The sequence below is a fragment of the Natrinema longum genome (genome assembly GCF_017352095.1).
Lineage (GTDB): Archaea > Halobacteriota > Halobacteria > Halobacteriales > Natrialbaceae > Natrinema > Natrinema longum.
The window spans coordinates 2,111,814-2,129,525 of the sequence record NZ_CP071463.1; the positions used below are offsets into that span (position 1 = coordinate 2,111,814).

The 17,712-nt window shown below is 56.8% G+C and carries 18 protein-coding genes and 1 tRNA gene; 11 read left to right on the forward strand and 8 right to left on the reverse strand.

Annotation, left to right across the window (positions count from 1 at the left end; all coding sequences use genetic code 11):
• Positions 1–71 precede the first annotated feature (71 nt).
• Positions 72–776, reverse strand: coding sequence for an enoyl-CoA hydratase/isomerase family protein (locus J0X27_RS10380; protein ID WP_207269121.1), 705 nt, complete (start codon positions 774–776; stop codon positions 72–74).
• Between the two features lie 60 nt (positions 777–836).
• On the opposite strand from J0X27_RS10380, the gene J0X27_RS10385 reads away from it, so the two are divergent.
• The 4 genes from J0X27_RS10385 (at position 837) to J0X27_RS10400 (ending at position 4,261) form a co-directional block, all read left to right on the forward strand.
• The gene (locus J0X27_RS10385) at positions 837–1,676 is read left to right on the forward strand and encodes a DUF7114 family protein (RefSeq protein ID WP_207269122.1); all 840 of its coding nucleotides are present in this window, start codon (positions 837–839) and stop codon (positions 1,674–1,676) included.
• Positions 1,677–1,775: 99 nt separating this feature from the next.
• Positions 1,776–1,847, forward strand: a tRNA-Thr gene (locus J0X27_RS10390).
• A 183-nt stretch (positions 1,848–2,030) separates the two neighbouring features.
• Positions 2,031–3,221, forward strand: a complete 1,191-nt coding sequence (locus tag J0X27_RS10395; protein ID WP_224214600.1) for a tyrosine-type recombinase/integrase — start codon at positions 2,031–2,033, stop codon at positions 3,219–3,221.
• 50 nt (positions 3,222–3,271) lie between these two features.
• Positions 3,272–4,261: a DUF7983 family protein gene (locus tag J0X27_RS10400; protein ID WP_207269125.1), complete on the forward strand. Its 990-nt coding sequence runs from the start codon at positions 3,272–3,274 to the stop codon at positions 4,259–4,261.
• Between the two features lie 51 nt (positions 4,262–4,312).
• Here J0X27_RS10400 and J0X27_RS10405 read toward each other — a convergent pair whose 3' ends face one another.
• Together J0X27_RS10405 and J0X27_RS10410 are read right to left on the reverse strand one after the other, a co-directional pair.
• Positions 4,313–4,489 carry a hypothetical protein gene (locus tag J0X27_RS10405; RefSeq protein ID WP_160163699.1) on the reverse strand — a complete coding sequence of 59 codons (177 nt, stop codon included), beginning with the start codon at positions 4,487–4,489 and terminating at the stop codon, positions 4,313–4,315.
• Between the two features lie 21 nt (positions 4,490–4,510).
• The gene (locus tag J0X27_RS10410; RefSeq protein WP_207269126.1) at positions 4,511–4,990 is read right to left on the reverse strand and encodes an FxLYD domain-containing protein; all 480 of its coding nucleotides are present in this window, start codon (positions 4,988–4,990) and stop codon (positions 4,511–4,513) included.
• A 110-nt stretch (positions 4,991–5,100) separates the two neighbouring features.
• Between J0X27_RS10410 and J0X27_RS10415 the strand changes: the two genes are divergently transcribed.
• The 5 genes from J0X27_RS10415 (at position 5,101) to J0X27_RS17905 (ending at position 7,626) form a co-directional block, all read left to right on the forward strand.
• Positions 5,101–5,367 (forward strand): MarR family transcriptional regulator, encoded by a 267-nt coding sequence (locus J0X27_RS10415; RefSeq protein ID WP_207272072.1) that lies wholly within the window; start codon positions 5,101–5,103, stop codon positions 5,365–5,367.
• A gap of 345 nt (positions 5,368–5,712) precedes the next feature.
• Positions 5,713–5,922: a hypothetical protein gene (locus J0X27_RS10420; protein WP_207269127.1), complete on the forward strand. Its 210-nt coding sequence runs from the start codon at positions 5,713–5,715 to the stop codon at positions 5,920–5,922.
• A gap of 29 nt (positions 5,923–5,951) precedes the next feature.
• On the forward strand, positions 5,952–6,362 hold the full coding sequence (locus J0X27_RS10425; protein WP_207269128.1) for an SWIM zinc finger family protein: 411 nt from the start codon (positions 5,952–5,954) through the stop codon (positions 6,360–6,362).
• The gene (locus J0X27_RS18260; RefSeq protein ID WP_484549476.1) at positions 6,359–6,640 is read left to right on the forward strand and encodes a DUF8112 family protein; all 282 of its coding nucleotides are present in this window, start codon (positions 6,359–6,361) and stop codon (positions 6,638–6,640) included. The genes J0X27_RS10425 and J0X27_RS18260 overlap by 4 nt, the downstream gene beginning before the upstream one ends.
• Before the next feature lie 38 nt (positions 6,641–6,678).
• Positions 6,679–7,626: a DUF4268 domain-containing protein gene (locus tag J0X27_RS17905; RefSeq protein WP_224214599.1), complete on the forward strand. Its 948-nt coding sequence runs from the start codon at positions 6,679–6,681 to the stop codon at positions 7,624–7,626.
• Between the two features lie 2 nt (positions 7,627–7,628).
• On the opposite strand, the gene J0X27_RS17910 is transcribed toward J0X27_RS17905, so the two are convergent.
• The 3 genes from J0X27_RS17910 to J0X27_RS10445 form a co-directional block, all read right to left on the reverse strand.
• The gene (locus J0X27_RS17910; protein ID WP_224214598.1) at positions 7,629–11,144 is read right to left on the reverse strand and encodes an Eco57I restriction-modification methylase domain-containing protein; all 3,516 of its coding nucleotides are present in this window, start codon (positions 11,142–11,144) and stop codon (positions 7,629–7,631) included.
• Positions 11,145–11,230: 86 nt separating this feature from the next.
• Positions 11,231–12,061: an IS5 family transposase gene (locus tag J0X27_RS10440; protein WP_207268959.1), complete on the reverse strand. Its 831-nt coding sequence runs from the start codon at positions 12,059–12,061 to the stop codon at positions 11,231–11,233.
• Positions 12,062–12,119: 58 nt separating this feature from the next.
• The gene (locus J0X27_RS10445; RefSeq protein WP_207269129.1) at positions 12,120–12,410 is read right to left on the reverse strand and encodes a hypothetical protein; all 291 of its coding nucleotides are present in this window, start codon (positions 12,408–12,410) and stop codon (positions 12,120–12,122) included.
• Positions 12,411–13,002: 592 nt separating this feature from the next.
• Between J0X27_RS10445 and J0X27_RS10450 the strand changes: the two genes are divergently transcribed.
• Positions 13,003–13,521, forward strand: a complete 519-nt coding sequence (locus tag J0X27_RS10450) for a hypothetical protein (RefSeq protein WP_207269130.1) — start codon at positions 13,003–13,005, stop codon at positions 13,519–13,521.
• Between the two features lie 1,183 nt (positions 13,522–14,704).
• Here the strand turns inward: J0X27_RS10450 and J0X27_RS18090 are convergent.
• Positions 14,705–14,833, reverse strand: coding sequence for a hypothetical protein (locus J0X27_RS18090; RefSeq protein ID WP_277410057.1), 129 nt, complete (start codon positions 14,831–14,833; stop codon positions 14,705–14,707).
• Between the two features lie 468 nt (positions 14,834–15,301).
• The gene (gfo6, locus tag J0X27_RS10455) at positions 15,302–16,372 is read right to left on the reverse strand and encodes a D-xylose 1-dehydrogenase Gfo6 (protein WP_207269131.1); all 1,071 of its coding nucleotides are present in this window, start codon (positions 16,370–16,372) and stop codon (positions 15,302–15,304) included.
• A gap of 205 nt (positions 16,373–16,577) precedes the next feature.
• Here gfo6 and nadA point away from each other — a divergent pair, with 205 nt between their 5' ends.
• Positions 16,578–17,711 carry a quinolinate synthase NadA gene (gene nadA / locus J0X27_RS10460; protein ID WP_207269132.1) on the forward strand — a complete coding sequence of 378 codons (1,134 nt, stop codon included), beginning with the start codon at positions 16,578–16,580 and terminating at the stop codon, positions 17,709–17,711.
• Position 17,712 lies beyond the last annotated feature (1 nt).

A 17,712-nucleotide genomic window follows, 5' to 3' on the forward strand; every position in this document is an offset into this window, starting at 1 on the left:
CACCCCGTAGCTGTCATTCAATAAATTACTTTTCAAAAACCATTCCGGGACGGGTACTCGAGCGATGTCGCTTACTCGAGCAACGCGTCGATATCGTCGGCGTGAGCGGCGACGAGGTCGGCGAAGGCGGCTGCTTCGCGTCGTTCCTGGATGGCGCGCTCGCTTCCGTCACGGATCCGGTGTTTCAGGACGCCGAGTGTATCCGCAGCGTTCCCCGCGATCTCCTCGGCGACGGACCGTGGGTCGTCCTCGAGACGCGAAATCAGCCCGATCCGAAGCGCTTCCTCGGCGTCGATCGACCGTCCCGACAGCGCGAACTCGAGGGCGTCGCCCTCGCCCAGCACGCGCGGCAACCGAGCGGTTCCGCCCCAGGCACCGAACAGGCCGAAGCTAACTCCCGGTTCGCCGTAGGTCGACTCGGGCGTTCCGACCCGCACGTCACAGGCCAGCGCGAGTTCGAGGCCGCCCCCGCGTGCGGGGCCGTCGATCCCCGCCACGACGACCGCCGGCGAGTCTTCGATCGTTCGAGCCACGCGCTGGCCCAGGCGCGCGAACTCCGCAGCGCGGTCGCGATCCCCCTCGAGCGCTGCGACCGCGTTCAGATCGGCACCCGCGGAGAACGCCGGGCCACGGCCACGAAGATAGATCACGGGCTCCTCGGCGTCGTCGACCGCCCGCTCGAGGGCCCCGAGTCCGTCGACCGTCAGCGCGTTGCGCGCGTCGGGGCGGTCCATCGTCACGGTGCGAATCGGTCCGTCGGCGTCGACGTCGATCATGTCAGCAGTCGACCGGGCGTTTCCAAAGGTCTTTGCCTCCCCCGTCGTAACCCCCCGCTAATGGAGAAGGCCGACAGTTGTCGGCGTGCCGCCGCCGAGGCCGTCGCGGACGTCGAACCACCACAGCTACACGACTATATCGAATCTACCCTCGATCGGGCATCGATGGTCCCCGCCACGCTCACGCTCGAGAGCGCTGCGATGATGGCAGCCGAGCGACGGGTGCTCGAGGACGATCAGTTACTTGACGACGACTTCGATGTCGATCCGGATCGAACGCAGACGGCCGCCGATCGCGACGACGACGTCGGTCGCGGGGCAGACGAGATCGCCACCCACGCGGCTGGCGTCCAGCTCATCTACGAGGGGTTGCGACTGACGCGGTCGCTCGCCCACGACGAGCCCTGGTCGGCGACCGATGCCGACGCCAGCGACGGCGATCTCGCGATCCTCGCCGCCGACATCCTCGTGGCTCGTGGGTTCTACCTGCTGGCCCGTACTGACGCCGCCGACAAAGCCGTCCGCACCGTCCAGTCGTTCGGTCGCGATCAGACCCGTCGCAGCGAACACGCCGCCGACAGCGGGCTCGAGACGGATCCTGCCGACTACGACGGCGAAACCGAATCCGCAACCGGAATCGGGGCCGACAGCGTCGAGCCCGGGTCGCTCGACGCCAACCTCGAGCGCGACGTGATCGAACTCGCCGTCCTCACCGGGGCCGTCGCCGTCGGCGAAACCCCCTCGCCACGGCTGCTCGCCATCGCCGAGGCCCTCGCCGAGACCGTTGGCACCTCGTTCCCGCCAGTCGAAGGCTCGCTCGTCGACCTCGAGCCCTCGATCCGAGAGCAGTCCCTCGAGGAGCAACCGACCGATCGGGCGACGTCGGCGACGGATCCCTGACCGGCCGCGACGACCGCGGGAGGGGACCGCGACAGACCGACGCATGGCCCACTCGAATCGAAACCCATAAAGACATCTCCGGTCAACGAAGAAGTACGCGCCTGGGTAGCTTAGCGGTAAAGCGCGTCCTTGGTAAGGACGAGAGCCCGGGTTCAAATCCCGGCCTAGGCTTCCGCGCGTTTCAGCGCCTCTCCGTCCATTTTACGCCCTTCTTTGGAGAGAACAAATGAAACGCAGGAACGTTACGTTTCACTACACGGGAACCCCGTCGCCGTCTTGCGATTCGTATAGCTGTCAGGACACCATAACGTCAGACGTTACGCCGTCCGGCGATTCGGGGGGTGAGCGTTCTCGATGAACCGGACTGACCCACTCGATAACCTCGGCAGTGGTGATACCATGTCCACGGAGGTTCCGCCCGCGCCCGAGGACTGCGAGTTCGATTATCCGTTGGTTAGCGAGCGCTCGAAGCGCGACCTGCAAGAGTTCGGGCTGAACATGGTAGACGACTACCGTGACTTCAAGCGTGAACTGCTGTCGTGGCTCGCTAACTACGGGAAGAACCCCGAGAAGCACGAGGGACTTGCTCGCTCCACGCTCGAATCCACCCACTACAAACTCGAAACGGCCTTCCGCTGGCTCTGGCGGTACGAGAACCAGTACACCACGCAGTTCACGCCCGACCACGCAGACAAGTTCGTTCGAGTCCTCGACCAGTCGGACGGGATGATCGACTCGACCGTTCTCCACCACGCCAAGGACATTAAGCGGTACTTCCGCTTCAGTAACCACGTCCGGGGAACGGATTACGAGTGGGAACTCGACGTAGAACTCTCGCAGTCCAACGGAGACGAACGAGACTACCTTCGTCGTAGTACGTTCGAGCCGCTGTATCAAGCGGCGCTCGAACACTCGTCAGTCAAAAGTTACCACTCCGTCTCGCCTGATGAACGTAGTCAACTGAAGGCCTTCGTCGCACAGCGGCTTGGTATCCCGAAAGAGAAGGTCGGTCCGGCGGAGTTCAAAGAAGCGAACTCGTGGAAGTACCCGTCTATGATTGCGGTCACTCTCGACACTGGATTACGTCCCATTGAGGTTGGGCGGGCAAAGGTGTCGTGGGTGAACCTCGAAGACAACGAGTTGAACATCCCCAAGGACGAGTCTACGAAGAATGAGGCACACTGGAACTGTGCGATCAAGGGTCGAACTGCGAAGGCTCTGAAGCGATGGCTCGATGAACGGGCGTCGCTGGACAAGTACGAGGACAGGGACGAGTTGTGGCTGACGCAGAAATCGTCACCGTACAGTTCCAAGTCCTGCAATGCGCTCCTTCATCGAGTGATCGAGAGTGGGAACGTTCCGATCCCCGAGCATAAGGAGATTTCGTGGTACTCTATCCGGCACGGTGTGGCGACCTATTGGGCGAACCACGTGGGTCCTCACCACGCAAAAGAGCAACTGCGCCACAAGAGTCTGAACACGACTATGAAGTATCTTCATTCGGATGCAGAGACGCGGAATAGTGCTGTAGAGCAAATCTGGTAGACGGAATCACCCACCTGAACGTTTTATTCCGCTCGTCCGTACTCACTTGTATGACCTTCGGCACGACGTGGCACAACCTTCTCGAGAACGTCGAAGAACTCCCCTCTGATGCGACCCTCGTCACCCCACTCTCGCGCAAGGCCTTCGGCGTCACTGACGTACAGGAACCTCGTGTCCTGATTCAGTACCGGCACGATGACGAGACGATTCCTCTACAGCGCGACCAGTTCGAGACGCTCCATCGGCGTATTCAAAACGCACATGGTGAGTTCGACCTTGATCGGCTTCCCCCGGACGCCGAACCCTACGCGACCGTGCTGTCCCTACACCCACGCTTCGAGGTAGACGACCGTGTGGGAACGCTTACAGAGAGTGAAACGCTGACAGGCTCGCCACTGGTGGACGCGACCGAGAACACCGACGACGGCGATCAAGAGCGGGAAGAGCCGGATGTAGACGTGTATGCGGACGCTCTGTTGCTGATAGACGCCCTCGAGCGCCACGACGTGACCACGCTCGAAGACGTGGAAACGCCCGCACTGGTGAACCTCTACACGCTCTTGTCGGACGTACAGCGGAACGCCAACGATCTACGCCAAGAGGTGCGTAGTGTCCTTCTCGACCGACTCCACCATGACCAGCCGGTATCCGGACAGTTCGGGTCAGTCCAACGGACGAGTCGTCGGAACCGGTCGCTCAAGGACGACGAGACGGTACTGAACGCCTTCGAGTCCGCTGGTATCGAGCGCGAGCGGCTGACCACTGTGGATTCGAACAAGGTAGACGAAGCACTCGAGGTGACTGAACTGTCCGAGAGCGATGTGTATGAGGTCGAAGAGAGTGAATACGTTCGGAAGGCTGACGTGGACGAGGACCGGAAAGAGACGCGCCTACAGGGCCTCAAGGATCAACTCGCGGCGACCGAGGGAGAAGAGGCCGAGGAACTCCGCGAAGAAATCGAGGCACTCGAAGAGCGAATTTCCGAACTCACCGAGTTCCAGTCAGGGCGCTCGTTCCACGAGTCAGCCCGTAGTGGGTAGTCGTCTCTATTTCGAAAGCCGATACGTTTCGCTCGAGCGTTCTACTATCAATCACGACGCCTGTCGGTAGGCATACCCGATGAACGCGCCGACGAATACCACCTGTAGGAACGAAATGAGAAACACATCTGTTCCGGTGACGAGCGGCGCGTCGAACGAGACGAGCAACATGAACAGACTCGGGAGCGAAACACCGACGAACATCCCGAGCGCTTTCGTCCGCTTCATTTCTCTAATTGGAATTGGTGGTCAGAACCCGACCGAGACTTCGACTTCGTACTCTTCGATACGGCTCGCGTCTTGGCTCGTGTACATACAGTCGAACTCCCATTCACGACCAGCCGCGAGGTCGTTCACGTTGTCGAGTCCTTCACCGATCTGCGTCCCATCGGCGTCGAGGAACGTCGCGGTCGCTTCGACGTATGAGAGTTCCCTGCCAGCGTTGTTGATAGCAGTGCCACGGACACCCGACTGAAATTCTTCCTCGTAGAACTCGTGGTCGAGAATCTCTACGTCCGACTGGTTGTCGTCACCGTTGTCTCCGGTGTTGGTGTCGCCGCCGTTGTTGTCTCCGTTATTGTTTCCGGAGTCGCTGGTATCGCTGTCACCGCTGTTTCCGTTGGCGTTTCCTTCGTCTGAATCACTTTCGTCGCTGGTACAGCCCGCGAGGGCGAGGACGGTAGCAGTCGTTCCGAGACTCCCGAGGTATCGTCTTCGATTTAGTTCCATACCAGTTCGTAGTAGTGAGTTATTGGATTATCAAAGTTTGGTATCCAACTTTGAGTTTGAAACTACACTATTCGGCGGTATCACCACTCAACGGCGCGTTTCATCCTCTTATGCGATTATCGGGTGACTTCATGGTAATCTGTGATGACCGAATCCTCGAATACCTCGCGGAGAATGAGACAGGAACGCCGAAGGAAATGGCTGACAGCGGCCTTGTGCGGTTCAGTCGGTCGTATATCACACAACGAGCCAAGATCCTCCTGAACTACGGACTGGTTCGGCACCTCGGAAACGGAGTGTACACACTTTCGGAACGAGGCCAACAGTATCTCGACGGCGATCTTGACGCCGCAGAACTCGAGCCGGACGAGGACTGACCATGTTCGTTCCCTAAACCGGAAAGAGAACTCTTCTACTGCAACTTCCGGAGGTGTCCTTGTCGCCAACGACCGCGAGAGCGATGTGAGTGGCTCGTGAGTGCGGTTGCCGTTCAAGCGAGTGTCTTGATCATCGGATTTCCTGATCCGCCTCAACGGCATTGAGCGGCTATATGAGACAAATAGAATACTCCCCATGCATTATCTATAGAACTATAATTCCTAAAAATAATAATGCTACAGCCCCTATTATACAATAGAGGGCAACCGCTTCTCGGGCTTAACTCGCGTCGAAAAGCCCGCGTGCTGGAGACACGCGAGCGGTGGCCTTCAGAGGGAAGACCAATGCCAACTACGCACGCCGAGAGTCAAGAGCGTACCGAACAGCAGACACTTCGAGAACTACCGGGATTCCATCTGGATTCCGGATCGCCGTGTGCCTGTGGCGTCGAAGCCATTCAGACGAGCAAGTCGGTCGGCTACAGCGAGTTCGTGACGTACACCCATCGTTGTACCGAGTGCGGGAACGAGTTCGTCACCTACATCGAGGGATAACGATGGCGGCGATTTCCCCTACCAATGTGGTGGACGTACTTGACGCCGACGTGGCAGTCGAGAAGCGAGCGCAGTGGGAAGCGTTCTCGTTTGCGCTGCTCGGAGACGGCGACGTAGAGGTAGTCAACGGCTCCCACGAGGACGCTGACGACCACACCTATACCGTCCATGTCGAGGGCGGTATACCGAGCGATTGCACCTGTCCGGCCTTCGAATACCAGTCGGGTCCGTGCAAGCACATGATCGCGGTCGCTATTCGAGAACCAGTCCTCGAAGCGGCCAGCCGGGAGCGGTCCGTTCGCGCCGACGGTGGTGTGACGCTCGACTCGTTCGCTACCGAGGACACCAACGAGAACGAGTGCTGGTGTGACGACCACGACTTCCCGTGCTTCGACTGCTATCGGGATGGTCAGCGCGATCTTCCGGGTGATTCCGAATGACGAAACTTCCTCCGGCAAAAGCACTCAACGGAGAGAAGACGGGTACCACCTGCGACTCGTGCAACAAAGGAATCCGAACGGGTGACAAAGCGGTCGCCTACGCCACGCACTACGATGGCGACGGGTGGATCGTCCGGCGGGTATCGTGTACCGACTGCGGCCAGACGAGTATCGATCTACCGACTGACGGAGCCGATGAAGTCGTCATCGAGGCAGTTGTCTGGCGTAATCGACTCGTCGGTGTGACTACGGTGGATCGAAGTCGGCCCGAAGAATAGTAGGCAGTTTTTTGACAGACCGGTTATTGGTTCCCGGTATGCCCGAATTTGCTTCGCTTGAAGCCCAAGAAGCACGCGAGTATTGGGAGCATGAGGCGCAAGAGTTCACTCCGTGGATAGCAGATGAAATCCGCGCAGAGGGCGTTTCCAAGTTGGAAGACTCGTTAGGGTTGGACCTCGAGATAATCGAGGAAGAGAAGAGCGTTGGACGTTACAACGTCGATATTCTCGCAGAGGTCGTAGACGATAACCGAAACGTCGTTATCGAGAATCAACTGAACCCCTCGGATCATGACCACTTGGGGAAGTCTATTGCCTACGCCTCCGGTGTTGACGCGGACATTATCGTGTGGATAGCGCCTCGATTCTACGACGAACACCGAGATGCGATGCAATGGCTCAACGAGAACAGTCGTGAGGGCGTAGACCTGTTTGCTATCCGCCTCGAAGTATGGAAAATAGGTAATTCCGATCCTGCTGTCCGGCTCAATCCTGTTGCAGAACCGAGCGAGTGGAAGGAGAAGGCCAAACGATCAGAGGGTGAGCTGACCGAGACGGAGACATTGCAGGAAGAGTTTTGGACCGAGTTTCGGGATCGGATCGAGGACCGCGATACTCCCTTGAGCGCACGGAAACCGTACCCGGAATACTACTACAACAACCCGATTGGAAAAGCGGGCTTCGAACTTCAGTTCACCATCAACTCGCGCGACAACGAACTCGGGACCGGGCTTGTGATCCGAGACGACGCCGAAGCGTATCGAGAGTTGATCGAGCAATCCCAACAGATCGAGTCCGAATTTGACCGAGAACTAACGTGGAACGAACCAGAGGAAACACGTTCAGGGAAGAAGCGAAGTCGGATTGTGGTCACGAAGTCCGCTGATGTGACGGACCAAGACCAATGGGATGAATACCTCGATTGGATGGTTGAACACGGTGAGAAGTTCCACGAGGTCTTCTACGACCGGATTCAGCAGCTATAACGTTACGACAACTCGTCGTACTTCTCCAAGACTGTCTCGAAGTAATCTTCGTCCATCAGGCGCGGGTTCTGTACTCGGTGGAAGTCGTCGAGGACGAACTCGGTCTGGTCGCGGTCGAGTCCATAGGCATGGAACGCGGCGGCGTCGAGTTCAGCTTGAACTTCCCGCCGTTCGTCCATGTCAGTTGCCGGGTCGATACCACCGAGCCGGTCGCGAATTTCCTCGAACTGCTCACCGTAGCAGTTGAGTCGAGCGGCTCGCTTCCAGATATAGTCAAACCACTCATCCCCCTCTGAAAGGTGAGGCATTTGCGTTTCTTTAAACTTGTAGGTGACAATATGGGTGTCCACCTTGGTTCGGATAAGATAGTCAAAGGGAAGAGAATTAAGCAGACCAACCCCGACAAATAGCTCTTTATCTGTGAATATCCGCTGGTAGAAGCTGTGTAATGGATCTTCTGTTAGTCCTTCCTCAAAGGGTTCAATCTGATAATTGCGAACTGTTCGGAGGGTATTATGACAGACAATTCCTTCAGGAAGAACTGTAGAAATGAGTGTCCGCTCGTTTGTGGAATTTGTAATATCTCGCAATACAATTCGAGCTTCTGTACTATCAAGGAGAACGTCTTTTTTACTCAAGGATCTTCCACGATGTTCTTCCAGTAAGTTATTGACAAAGCTTTTCTGCGAACCAGATCCATCAAATTCTTCATAAATAGCTTTCTTTAGGTCCCCTACTGTCTTTTCACGCATACGTTGCTTGGCGCTCTTTTCCGGGTTAGTCTCCTCTTCAACGCTCCAGAATTCAGGTGAATCTATATCTTCAAAGAATTTATTATTATATGAGAATTGATATATATTGCTACCACCGTAGACGGGATATTCGCCCTCTGATTCATCAACAAATCTGTCAGAATCGCTTGTCCGACGAAGCCCTTGATACGGCTCCATATACCAATTTGAGGCAGTCTTATCTCCTAAAGGCGGTTTTTCAATTAGGGTCTTGATAACTTCCAATTTCTCCTCTGACTCGATATATGGGAAGATACGAGCTTCCGGTGAATATGATTCGAGAACTTTCTTCGGAATGTCGATCGCGTCTCTCTCAAATGTCTGGAGTATCTCAACATTCCCCTCCTGATAGATTCCGGTTACGTCATCAGTTGAACCTTGATTCTCAAAGACGGGAACTCCAAATTTGTATTGTCCATGAATCTGGTCAAAGATACCGTGATTCTCGAAGATGGGTAACGCTTTGAGTCGTGTGTTGTCAAGGAGATGACTCCGTAAGTCTTTGCATGATGCTCCGTTGAACACTGCGCCGGGGAGAACCTGTGCTATATGTGAACTACTGTCTGCAATATTGAAAACCCGTTCTAAAAATAATGCCGAGAGATCATTCGGATTTGGCTTCACCCGGCCGTCAATCTCTGGCCTCTGAAGTGAATACTCGGAACTATTTTTGAAGTATTCCGATCTTTTTTCCATGTTCTCAAGATATTCATTCCATCCCTCCGCAATCCTATCATCATTCAATAACTCTTCCTGCTTCTGGTCTTTCTCATCTGGTGGCAGAGTTCGGAAAGTAGGGTAATACCGTGCGAAATAATCATCTCGAAGAGGTTTCAGTCGGTCCCACGGAGGATTCCCGACAACCACATCAAATCCGCCTTCAGCATATACCTCTGCAAACTCCAACACCCAATTGAAGGGGTTCATCTCCGCGACCTCCTGTGGAGTGATTTCGTCCACACCCGCTTCTTGGAAATCACGGTGAATGTCATCTATCAGGTCTTCACGGGCCTCGCGTAGTTTCTCGAATGCCTTCTGTCGGTGTTCTTCGGCAACTTCGGTGTCCAGCGCTTGTTCGTGGTTTTCGATTTCGTCTATGATCCCCTGATACCGGTCCCGAACACTGTCTTCGGTGAAACTCCCGAGTGTGTATTCTCCGTCGTCAGTCGTCTCGGGGAAGCCAGTGTAGCCAATGAGGCTGTTCCCTTCCCGCAGGTTGAAGACGATGTTTGGTAGAGCAAGCTCGTCGTCGTCAAGATCGTCCACTACATCCTCGTCTAACTCGGAAATGATGGAAAGCCACAGCCGGAGTTTCCCGATTTCGACGGCAGATCCCATCAGGTCCACACCGTAGATGTTGTTCAGTACCGTCGTCTTCTTCAGCCGGTACTCCTGTGGGTAGTTCTCGTTCTGTGCGTACAACGCCTTGCGGACGTTGACGATTTCTTCGAGGACCGACGTGAGGAAGTGTCCACTCCCGCAGGCAGGGTCCACGACACGGAACTCGTCTACCTCTGCGAGAAGGGTACTAATCAGGCTCCAGTTGCCCGGCAGATCCTCAATGAGCGAATACACCGAATCATAGTTCTCGACTTCCGGCTCGGGCCACCCACGCTCTTCGACCAGCACGCGACCGAAGCGATCCAGAAGCGCCGGTCGAACCGTCTCTTCGGCGCTGAATCGTGTTATTTCGCTCGGTGTGTAGTAGGCTCCGAGTTCCTTGTTGTTGTCCGCGTTGTCGCTGGTGATGTAGTTGATAGTCTTCTCGAAGACGTTCCCGAGGACACTCGGGTCAAGATCGGTCGGAGAGCCACCTGCGGAGAAACTGTAGCGTTCCAGCAGGTCGATGATGGATTTCAGTACCGAGTTCCGCACGTCGAAGTCCTCTTCATCGAACTCGTCGTCGCCAAGAGACGGACGGAACAGCCCACCGTTAAGGTACGGAATGTCCTCGAAAACGTCGATGTTTTGGACCGTCGAGGGCCGCTGGTCGGGCTTCTCGTTCATCACGTCGTAGAACAGCGGCTTGACGAACTCGTCGTAGAGCGACCCGGTGTACATCCCGTCCTCGTAGGTATCCTTGAGCGTCAGCAGAAGATCGGGGTCAACGAGTTCCTTGTCTTCGAGGAACTTGATGAACACGAGACGATTCATCAACTCGACGGCGAACAATCGAGCGTCGTCTTCGGTGGCACCGTCGGGTTTGACCACGCCATCGCCAATCAGCGAGCGCGGCGTCTCTTCGTTCTCGTCTACGATCCCGAAGACGTAGCGAATGTAGTCGTCGTAGAACTCGTCAGTGATTTCCTCTTGAGTCCGCTTGATTACCTGCCGAGCCTCGACAGCGATGGAAACGAAGTTCCCGAACTCGAAGGTACGTAGAAGCCGAGCGACTCGTTCTCGATCAGCGTCGAAGACGGCTTCCTCGACGGGGTCCCGCGTCCCGACCTGATTCTCGAAGAGCGCGAGAAAGACAGGCTGAAGGTCTACTTCTTCGATAACGTTGTGGCTGTACGAATCAGGATCGTACCGGACGAACGCCCACCGAAGACCATCGGTAGCGAATCCAAAGTCGGACTCGAACTCGCGCTGACTCAACCAGTCACGAACCTGTCCGATACCGTGTTCACGGCTGTCCAGATCCTTGTTGACCGGCTCGGCTTCGATAAGGAGCCGAGTCGAATCGGTATCGTAGTCGCGTAGGGAGACAGTGTAGTCCGCGACCATCGTCCGCCCACCAGAAAGACCGCCTGCTTCGGTGTCGAACGAGTGGCCCAACTCGGCTGTGTTGAATCGCCATACAGCGGTGGATTTCACTGTTTGACGGCCCGCTTGATGTTATAGACGACACACATCAGGGTAATTTCACGGAACTCTCGATACCAAGTACGCGCTCGCACGGCGTAGCCGAGCGAGCGCTTGATTGCGGAGTTCACTGTTTCAGTCATTGACCGCTGAGCGTACCGATCGTCGTCAATACGGGCGTTGTGAGCGTGATCGTAGGGAGCGAAGATCCGGTGTTTGATCAGCGGGCGAATGTCGAGTTTGCGGAGCTGGTCGCGGAGCGCTTGCTTATCGTAGCCCTTGTCAGCGGCAAGGGATCGCAGATCGCCCGCGTTCCGGCGGGCGATCTGCTCGGCGAGGTCTGCGTCGCTTCCTTCTAACGTCGTCGAGCAGTGAAGATCGAGAACAGCTTGCGTTGCTGTATCGACGAGTTTTGTGACTTTGAGCGTTTGAACGCGGTAATTTGTTCGGTGGCAGTAGTGGCGGCTCGCACGATCACGTTCGTAGAATGTTGCGTCGATAGCAGCGTGTTCAGAGGTGTCGTGCAACTGCGCCGACTGGCGCAGTAGCACTCGACAGACACCCATTTCGATCCGATCAAACGCCTTACACAGCGTAGATGGAGCGGGGAGATCGGCCACGTCAAGGCCGATCTCCCCTGTTATTTGCGGCATTTCCTTCAACAGATCGATCGTCATCCGGTAGGACGTATCGAGGTAAATCCGGAGGCAATGCAGCGAAATGAGGGCATAGTCGGCGAATCCGCCGCCACCAGTTGGGGCAGCGGATTCGCCTCGTTCACCCGTAACTCTTTGTGCAATCGAGACGCAACGCTCGGTGAAGCGGGAGATTTGTGTCATGGACAACCAAATTTTCCCGCTTCAACTCCTTCGATTTACTGACCTTCCCCGACGCCGTCTAGTGATTCAACGCAGCCCCCAACTCCGAAAGCAGTGGTTCGATAACCGCCTGTTGGGTGAAGGGTTCGGGTTGAAGCCCGTCTCGAGTCATGTCGCTCCGAAGGCGATACGATCCGGCGTCGGCCCGTAGGATGTTTTCCAGCGTATCGTCGTCTATCTGTTCCCGAAGACGGGATACAGCGTCATCAATAGCCTCGAGAAGCCGTATCTCGTCTTCGTCTTCGACCGTCGTCTCGAAGGCTTCCTGAACGAACTCGGTTTGCGGGGTAGATGTTGTAGCAGGTGGCATATGATGTTCTCCGAAGGGATGTTTCAAGCCAACCAATCAAACCACGTTAAAGATTGGGAAACGAGTAATAGCGATAGCACGACTGAACGTGAATCTATAGGACTGCAAGGTTAGATCTGTGAGTGTTTTGACTTGGCTGGTGCCCCACTCTCAATACCCCTATTGGCCAGTCTGCGGTACAGGAAGAGACAAATTAGCGGCGGTCACGCCAATATCCCTATCAGAAAGAATCCCCGGAAATTCCGCTGATATACATATCAGTATATTGATAATACTTATGTGCCCGTGTCTCCATAGTCTTAATTGCTATGTGAGCTACTAATCGAGAGATTCGACAGCAAAGGACGACGCCGCCGGGCCAACCTTACAGGGGACGGTCCCGGTTTCGGCGTCGAGCAAGTGAGAGCCGAGTTCCCCCGGACTCTCTATCTGGTTCTACCGGGTAGGGAATCAAAACCGTTGGGGACGGCTCTCGGCAGTTTCCATGTTCACACAATGAAATACAGAACACCTCGCGGAAGTCAAGCAGGTACAGCCAAGCGATCCCTACCAGAATCGAGCGCTCGAACGACCCCAACGACGAATCATACCAATGAGTGACGAAGAGTTCAATCGAGACGAACTGTGTGCGGCTGTTGGCGAAGACAACGACCTCGAGCCGCTCGAAAAGGAAATGCAGATTCGCTGGTCGAAAGCCGGTGAACCACTACCGGAGTCAGTTCCATACGACGACCCTGTCGTGTGGGTCTATTCGGAGATTCGTGGACCATGTCGGCGTCTCCTGCGACGGAGCAATTTCTGGCCGACGGAACTCCGTGTTGAAGGTGGCAGAAAGGTAGCGCCACACAACTTCTCTGGCGAACGTATCACCGGGGTCGGCGGATACATCCCAAGAGGGTCCCTGAAACTACAGGGTTCGATTCGCTCCGACTCTACCCATGCCAGCGTCGTCTCTAATGACTGGTCGGAGTCCAATAGTTCTGTGTCATCCTCTGGTGAATCTTCTGAACCATCGAAGAACAAGAGTCAAGACGGAACTGACGGTGAAGATACTGATTCGGACGCCGACGACGGTGACGCCGGGGATACTACTAACCCGTTAGACTGGTAGTGCCCTTGTCTTCTATCTATCTCGTCTTTCTCTGCTGTTCGTTTAGAACAACTACAGCAACACTCTATCCCTTTCGTATGTTTTCCCTTTCTCTCTTCTACAGTAGTCGTAGTTGTTCGTCCTATACAGTCTATAGAACGAAGAGTATCGTTCGTTCTACTCTTCATATAGTATAGGGACGACAGACGACCCTATCGTACTATCTCACTGTTGTCCTACGTAGTGTCGAGGGTCGTCCCTCATACTACGTCTATAACGTTATAGAGACTACACAAACGACGACCTACCACTAACACAAGGATAGATCATCCACATAGCGTCCCGCTTGAAGACCGCGACCACTACTAACTACGAATGAGGGTCCGCTCGAGGTAGCACAAATGCCGCTGTAGGTCAGACACGTTGACTGGAACTATGCTGATGAACCTTTCCCCACCATCGGGAGGGAAACATCGTCTCGACCAAGCTGACCGCGAAAGTGTCGAGTCAGTCAACCTCTAAACCCCGAATTGGTAAAATTGGTTTGGCACTCTCTGCGGATATTCTCCGCTCGAAACCCACCCGCCGAGCAGGAGCTTTCTGGTTCTTCGACCCCTCCCATCGCTAATAGTCAGCAACGTTTGTTAGCACAACCTCTGTAGTGGGTGCCGTCCCGGCAAGGGACTTGGTCGTCTTACACGTTTGCCCATCATAGGGATCATCTTACTGTATCCCTGTGACTGCTGACGCCGTCGTGGGACAGGGGGGACCCCGTAGGGGTGGGGGAGTGGGTCTGCCGGGGTGTCCAATGGGGTAACTGGTAGTTGGGACTGGCTCTCGGTGAGGACGGGGGTCGGCGTTAGTCGGGTTGGGGTCAGCCGACCCGAACTTATCTATCTACACACTCGTACCAGCACCCTGTGAGCGCTCTACAGAAGCAGGGCCAATGGGTACCCCTCGGGGATCGGGTAGGCTGATAGGGGTAGGAGAGGCGGGGGTCTGGCCGGGGTGGGGGATCAGGGGGTTATCGTGGGCGGTCGAATGGGACCACTCGAGTCGTAGATGGGATAGCCTCCTGATGAACCCGGACCCCCTGACCCCCTCTCGCGCTCTCTCTGAATGTCCGATTTTCGGGGCCAAATCTAACCGAGATATTGGTACCGTGTTTAAATAATTGAAGTAGGTGAACTCGAGTGTCTACCTGCTACAAGTCGCCAATCAGGCGAGCCTGTGCGACAGCCAGCGTCTTCTCTTCGTCCGTCTCTGCTTCCGCAATCTCTATCACCTCGTCCTCGTCGTCAGGTAGTCGAATATCGGGATTCCCGTCGGTCATATACGGACCGTCACTCTCAACGAATGAATCCCTTTCGTCGGTGGCAACCACATAGGTAGTCACGGTGGGCGCTGGTCATATCACCAGAAACAGCCGAACGAGGCCAAATCAATCTTGAAAGTTAGGGAAACGGATTGGTCTTGACTCGACATACACTGCTCCCACCCCACATTTTATAAAAGTACAGTTACTATAATATCATAAGAAGGGCCGAAGTGGCGCACTCTCCGGCAATACCTGCCCGAAAATAGGCCAGAGAGTGCTTGGGTAAAGCGCGTCCTTGGTAAGGACGAGAGCCCGGGTTCAAATCCCGGCCTAGGCTTTTCTCGCGTTTCACTCTCTGATCCCGTTTTGTCACTGTCTCCGGAGTGATCGCCCGCTTCGTTCTCTCGCCTCTCTATCGACTCACTCGAGATGTCTCTCGGAACGATTCTCAGGACCCAGACTATGGCCGAACGGGATCGAACGTCAGTCGAGCGCGACCCGACACCTCGTCTCGGCCGATTCGTATGCGGCTTCGATAGCGTGTAAGTCCGCGAGGCCGTCCTCGCCGTCGGGCTCGGGGTCGGTGCCGGTGAGCACGCAGTAGCCGAAGTAGTCGAACTCCTCGCAGACCTCGTCGATGGTCGGGCCGGTGTACTCCATCCGGACGTCGCCGCTTTCGACGACGATCTCCTGGGGGACGACGCCGCCGAAGGGCGACTCGATGTCGATCATGCCCTGGGTGCCGACCAACTCGAGGGCGCTCCGGGCGTGAGCGTCGAAACTGGCCGTACACGAGGCGGTTGCGCCGGTCTCGTACTCGAGTTGCAACGCGACGTGCTCGTCGATCCCCGTGAAGGGACCGCCACTCGAGGTGGTGGTCGCGTACACGCCCGTCGGCTCACAGTCGAGGAGGAAGCGAATCGTATTGAGGGGATAGACCCCGAGGTCGACCAGTGCGCCGCCACCGGCGAGGTCGGGATCGAGCCGCCACGTGTCGGGGCTCGCGGTCTCGAGAAGCGGGTGTGAGAAACTGCCGTGGACTTGCACGACGTCACCGATCGCGCCCTCGCGGACGAGTTCTCGCGTCCGGCGAACCGTCGGCTCGGTCTGGAGCCGATAGGCGGTCATCAGCGTCACGCCGGCCGTGGTGCAGGCGTCGACGACCTCCCGAGCGCGCTCGGCGGTCGTCTCGAGCGGTTTTTCGCAGATGACGTGTTTTCCGAAGTCGGCTGCCGCGGTCGCGTACTGGCTGTGGAAGGCGTTCGGCGTCGCGACGTAGACGCTGTCGTAGGCGTCCGTATGGGTGCCCGCGAGGAACGCGTCGTAATCGATGACGTGTGGGACGTCGTACTCCTCGGCGACGTCAGTCGCGCGATCGGGGGAGCTCGTGACCAGTACTGTCGGCTCGCAGTAGTTTCCGTTGTGGATCGCGGGCAGCGCACGCTGGCATGCGAAGCCGCCGACCCCGATGATTGCGAGTCGAACCGTTCCCGCGATCGATTCGCGCTCCCAGTCCCGTCGCGTGAAGTTCGAGAAGGCCTCTTCGAGCGCCATACTACTGCTACGAATCCCAGCGAAAAGGGCTCCACTGACCGGAGTCCTGACTGTCTGTGTTCGGAACTCATCGGTTCCGACGAACAACCGACAATTGGTTTTCGGTCGTTGTATACGTCGATGGTATTCCCCCAGTATCCTTTTTCGAAGGAAAAAGTTATTCAATAGTCGCCACTGATATGCAAACAGCCACTGGTGACGTAAGATGGTCAAAATGGAAACGGCGGAGCTGGAAACTGATCTGAGTCTGTTCAAATACGACACCCTCGAGCAACTCCCATCGAGGTACCGGGAGCTCGAGGAAGACGAACGGACCGAACGCATCGAGGCGGCGCTCGAGGAACTCGGCGACGACGTCGTCATCCTGGGGCACAACTACCAGCGACGGGAGATCGTCGAGCACGCCGACTTCATCGGTGACTCCTACCAGCTCTCGAAGGAGGCCGCTGAGGCCGACGCCGAGTACGTGATCTTCGGCGGGGTCACGTTCATGGCCGAGAGCGCGGACATCATTACGGACGACGACCAGTCCGTGATCCTCCCGAGCATGGAGGCGTCGTGTCCGATGGCCGGCATGGCCGAGGCCCTGCAGGTCGACAGCGCGTGGGCCGAGATCACGGCGGCCGCGCCCGACGCCGATATCATCCCGATCACCTACATGAACTCCTACGCGGACCTGAAGGCCTTCTGTGCGAGCCAGGGCGGGCTCGTCTGTACCTCCTCGAACGCCCACGAGGCGTTCGAGTACGCCTTCGACGAGGGTGACAAGGTCCTCTTTCTCCCCGACAAGCACCTCGGGGAGAACACGGCCCACCGGCTCGAGATGGAAGACGAGATCGCCGAGTGGGACCCGTGGGACCCCGAGGGGAAAGACGCCGACGAGGTCGCTGAAAGCGACATCATCCTCTGGGACGGCTACTGCCAGGTCCACGAGCGGTTCCGCGAGGACCACATCGAACAGGTCCGGGCGGACAACCCGGATGCGAACGTCATCGTCCACCCCGAGTGTCGTCGCGAGGTCGTCGAAGCGGCGGACGTGGCGGGTTCGACCGCGACGATCTGCGAGACCGTCGCAAACGCCGACCCCGGCGAAACGTGGGCCATCGGCACCGAGATCCACCTCACGAACCACCTCCAGCGTTGGCACCCCGAGGTGAACGTCGTGCCCCTCTGTGGCGACGCCTGCATGGACTGCAACGCCATGCGCCAGATCGACCCCAACTACCTGACCTGGGTGCTCGAGGAACTCGCGGAGGGACGCGAACACAACGTGATCGAGGTCGCACCCGAGGAGAAGGAACTCGCGGGTGTCGCGCTCGACCGCATGCTCGAGATCTAAC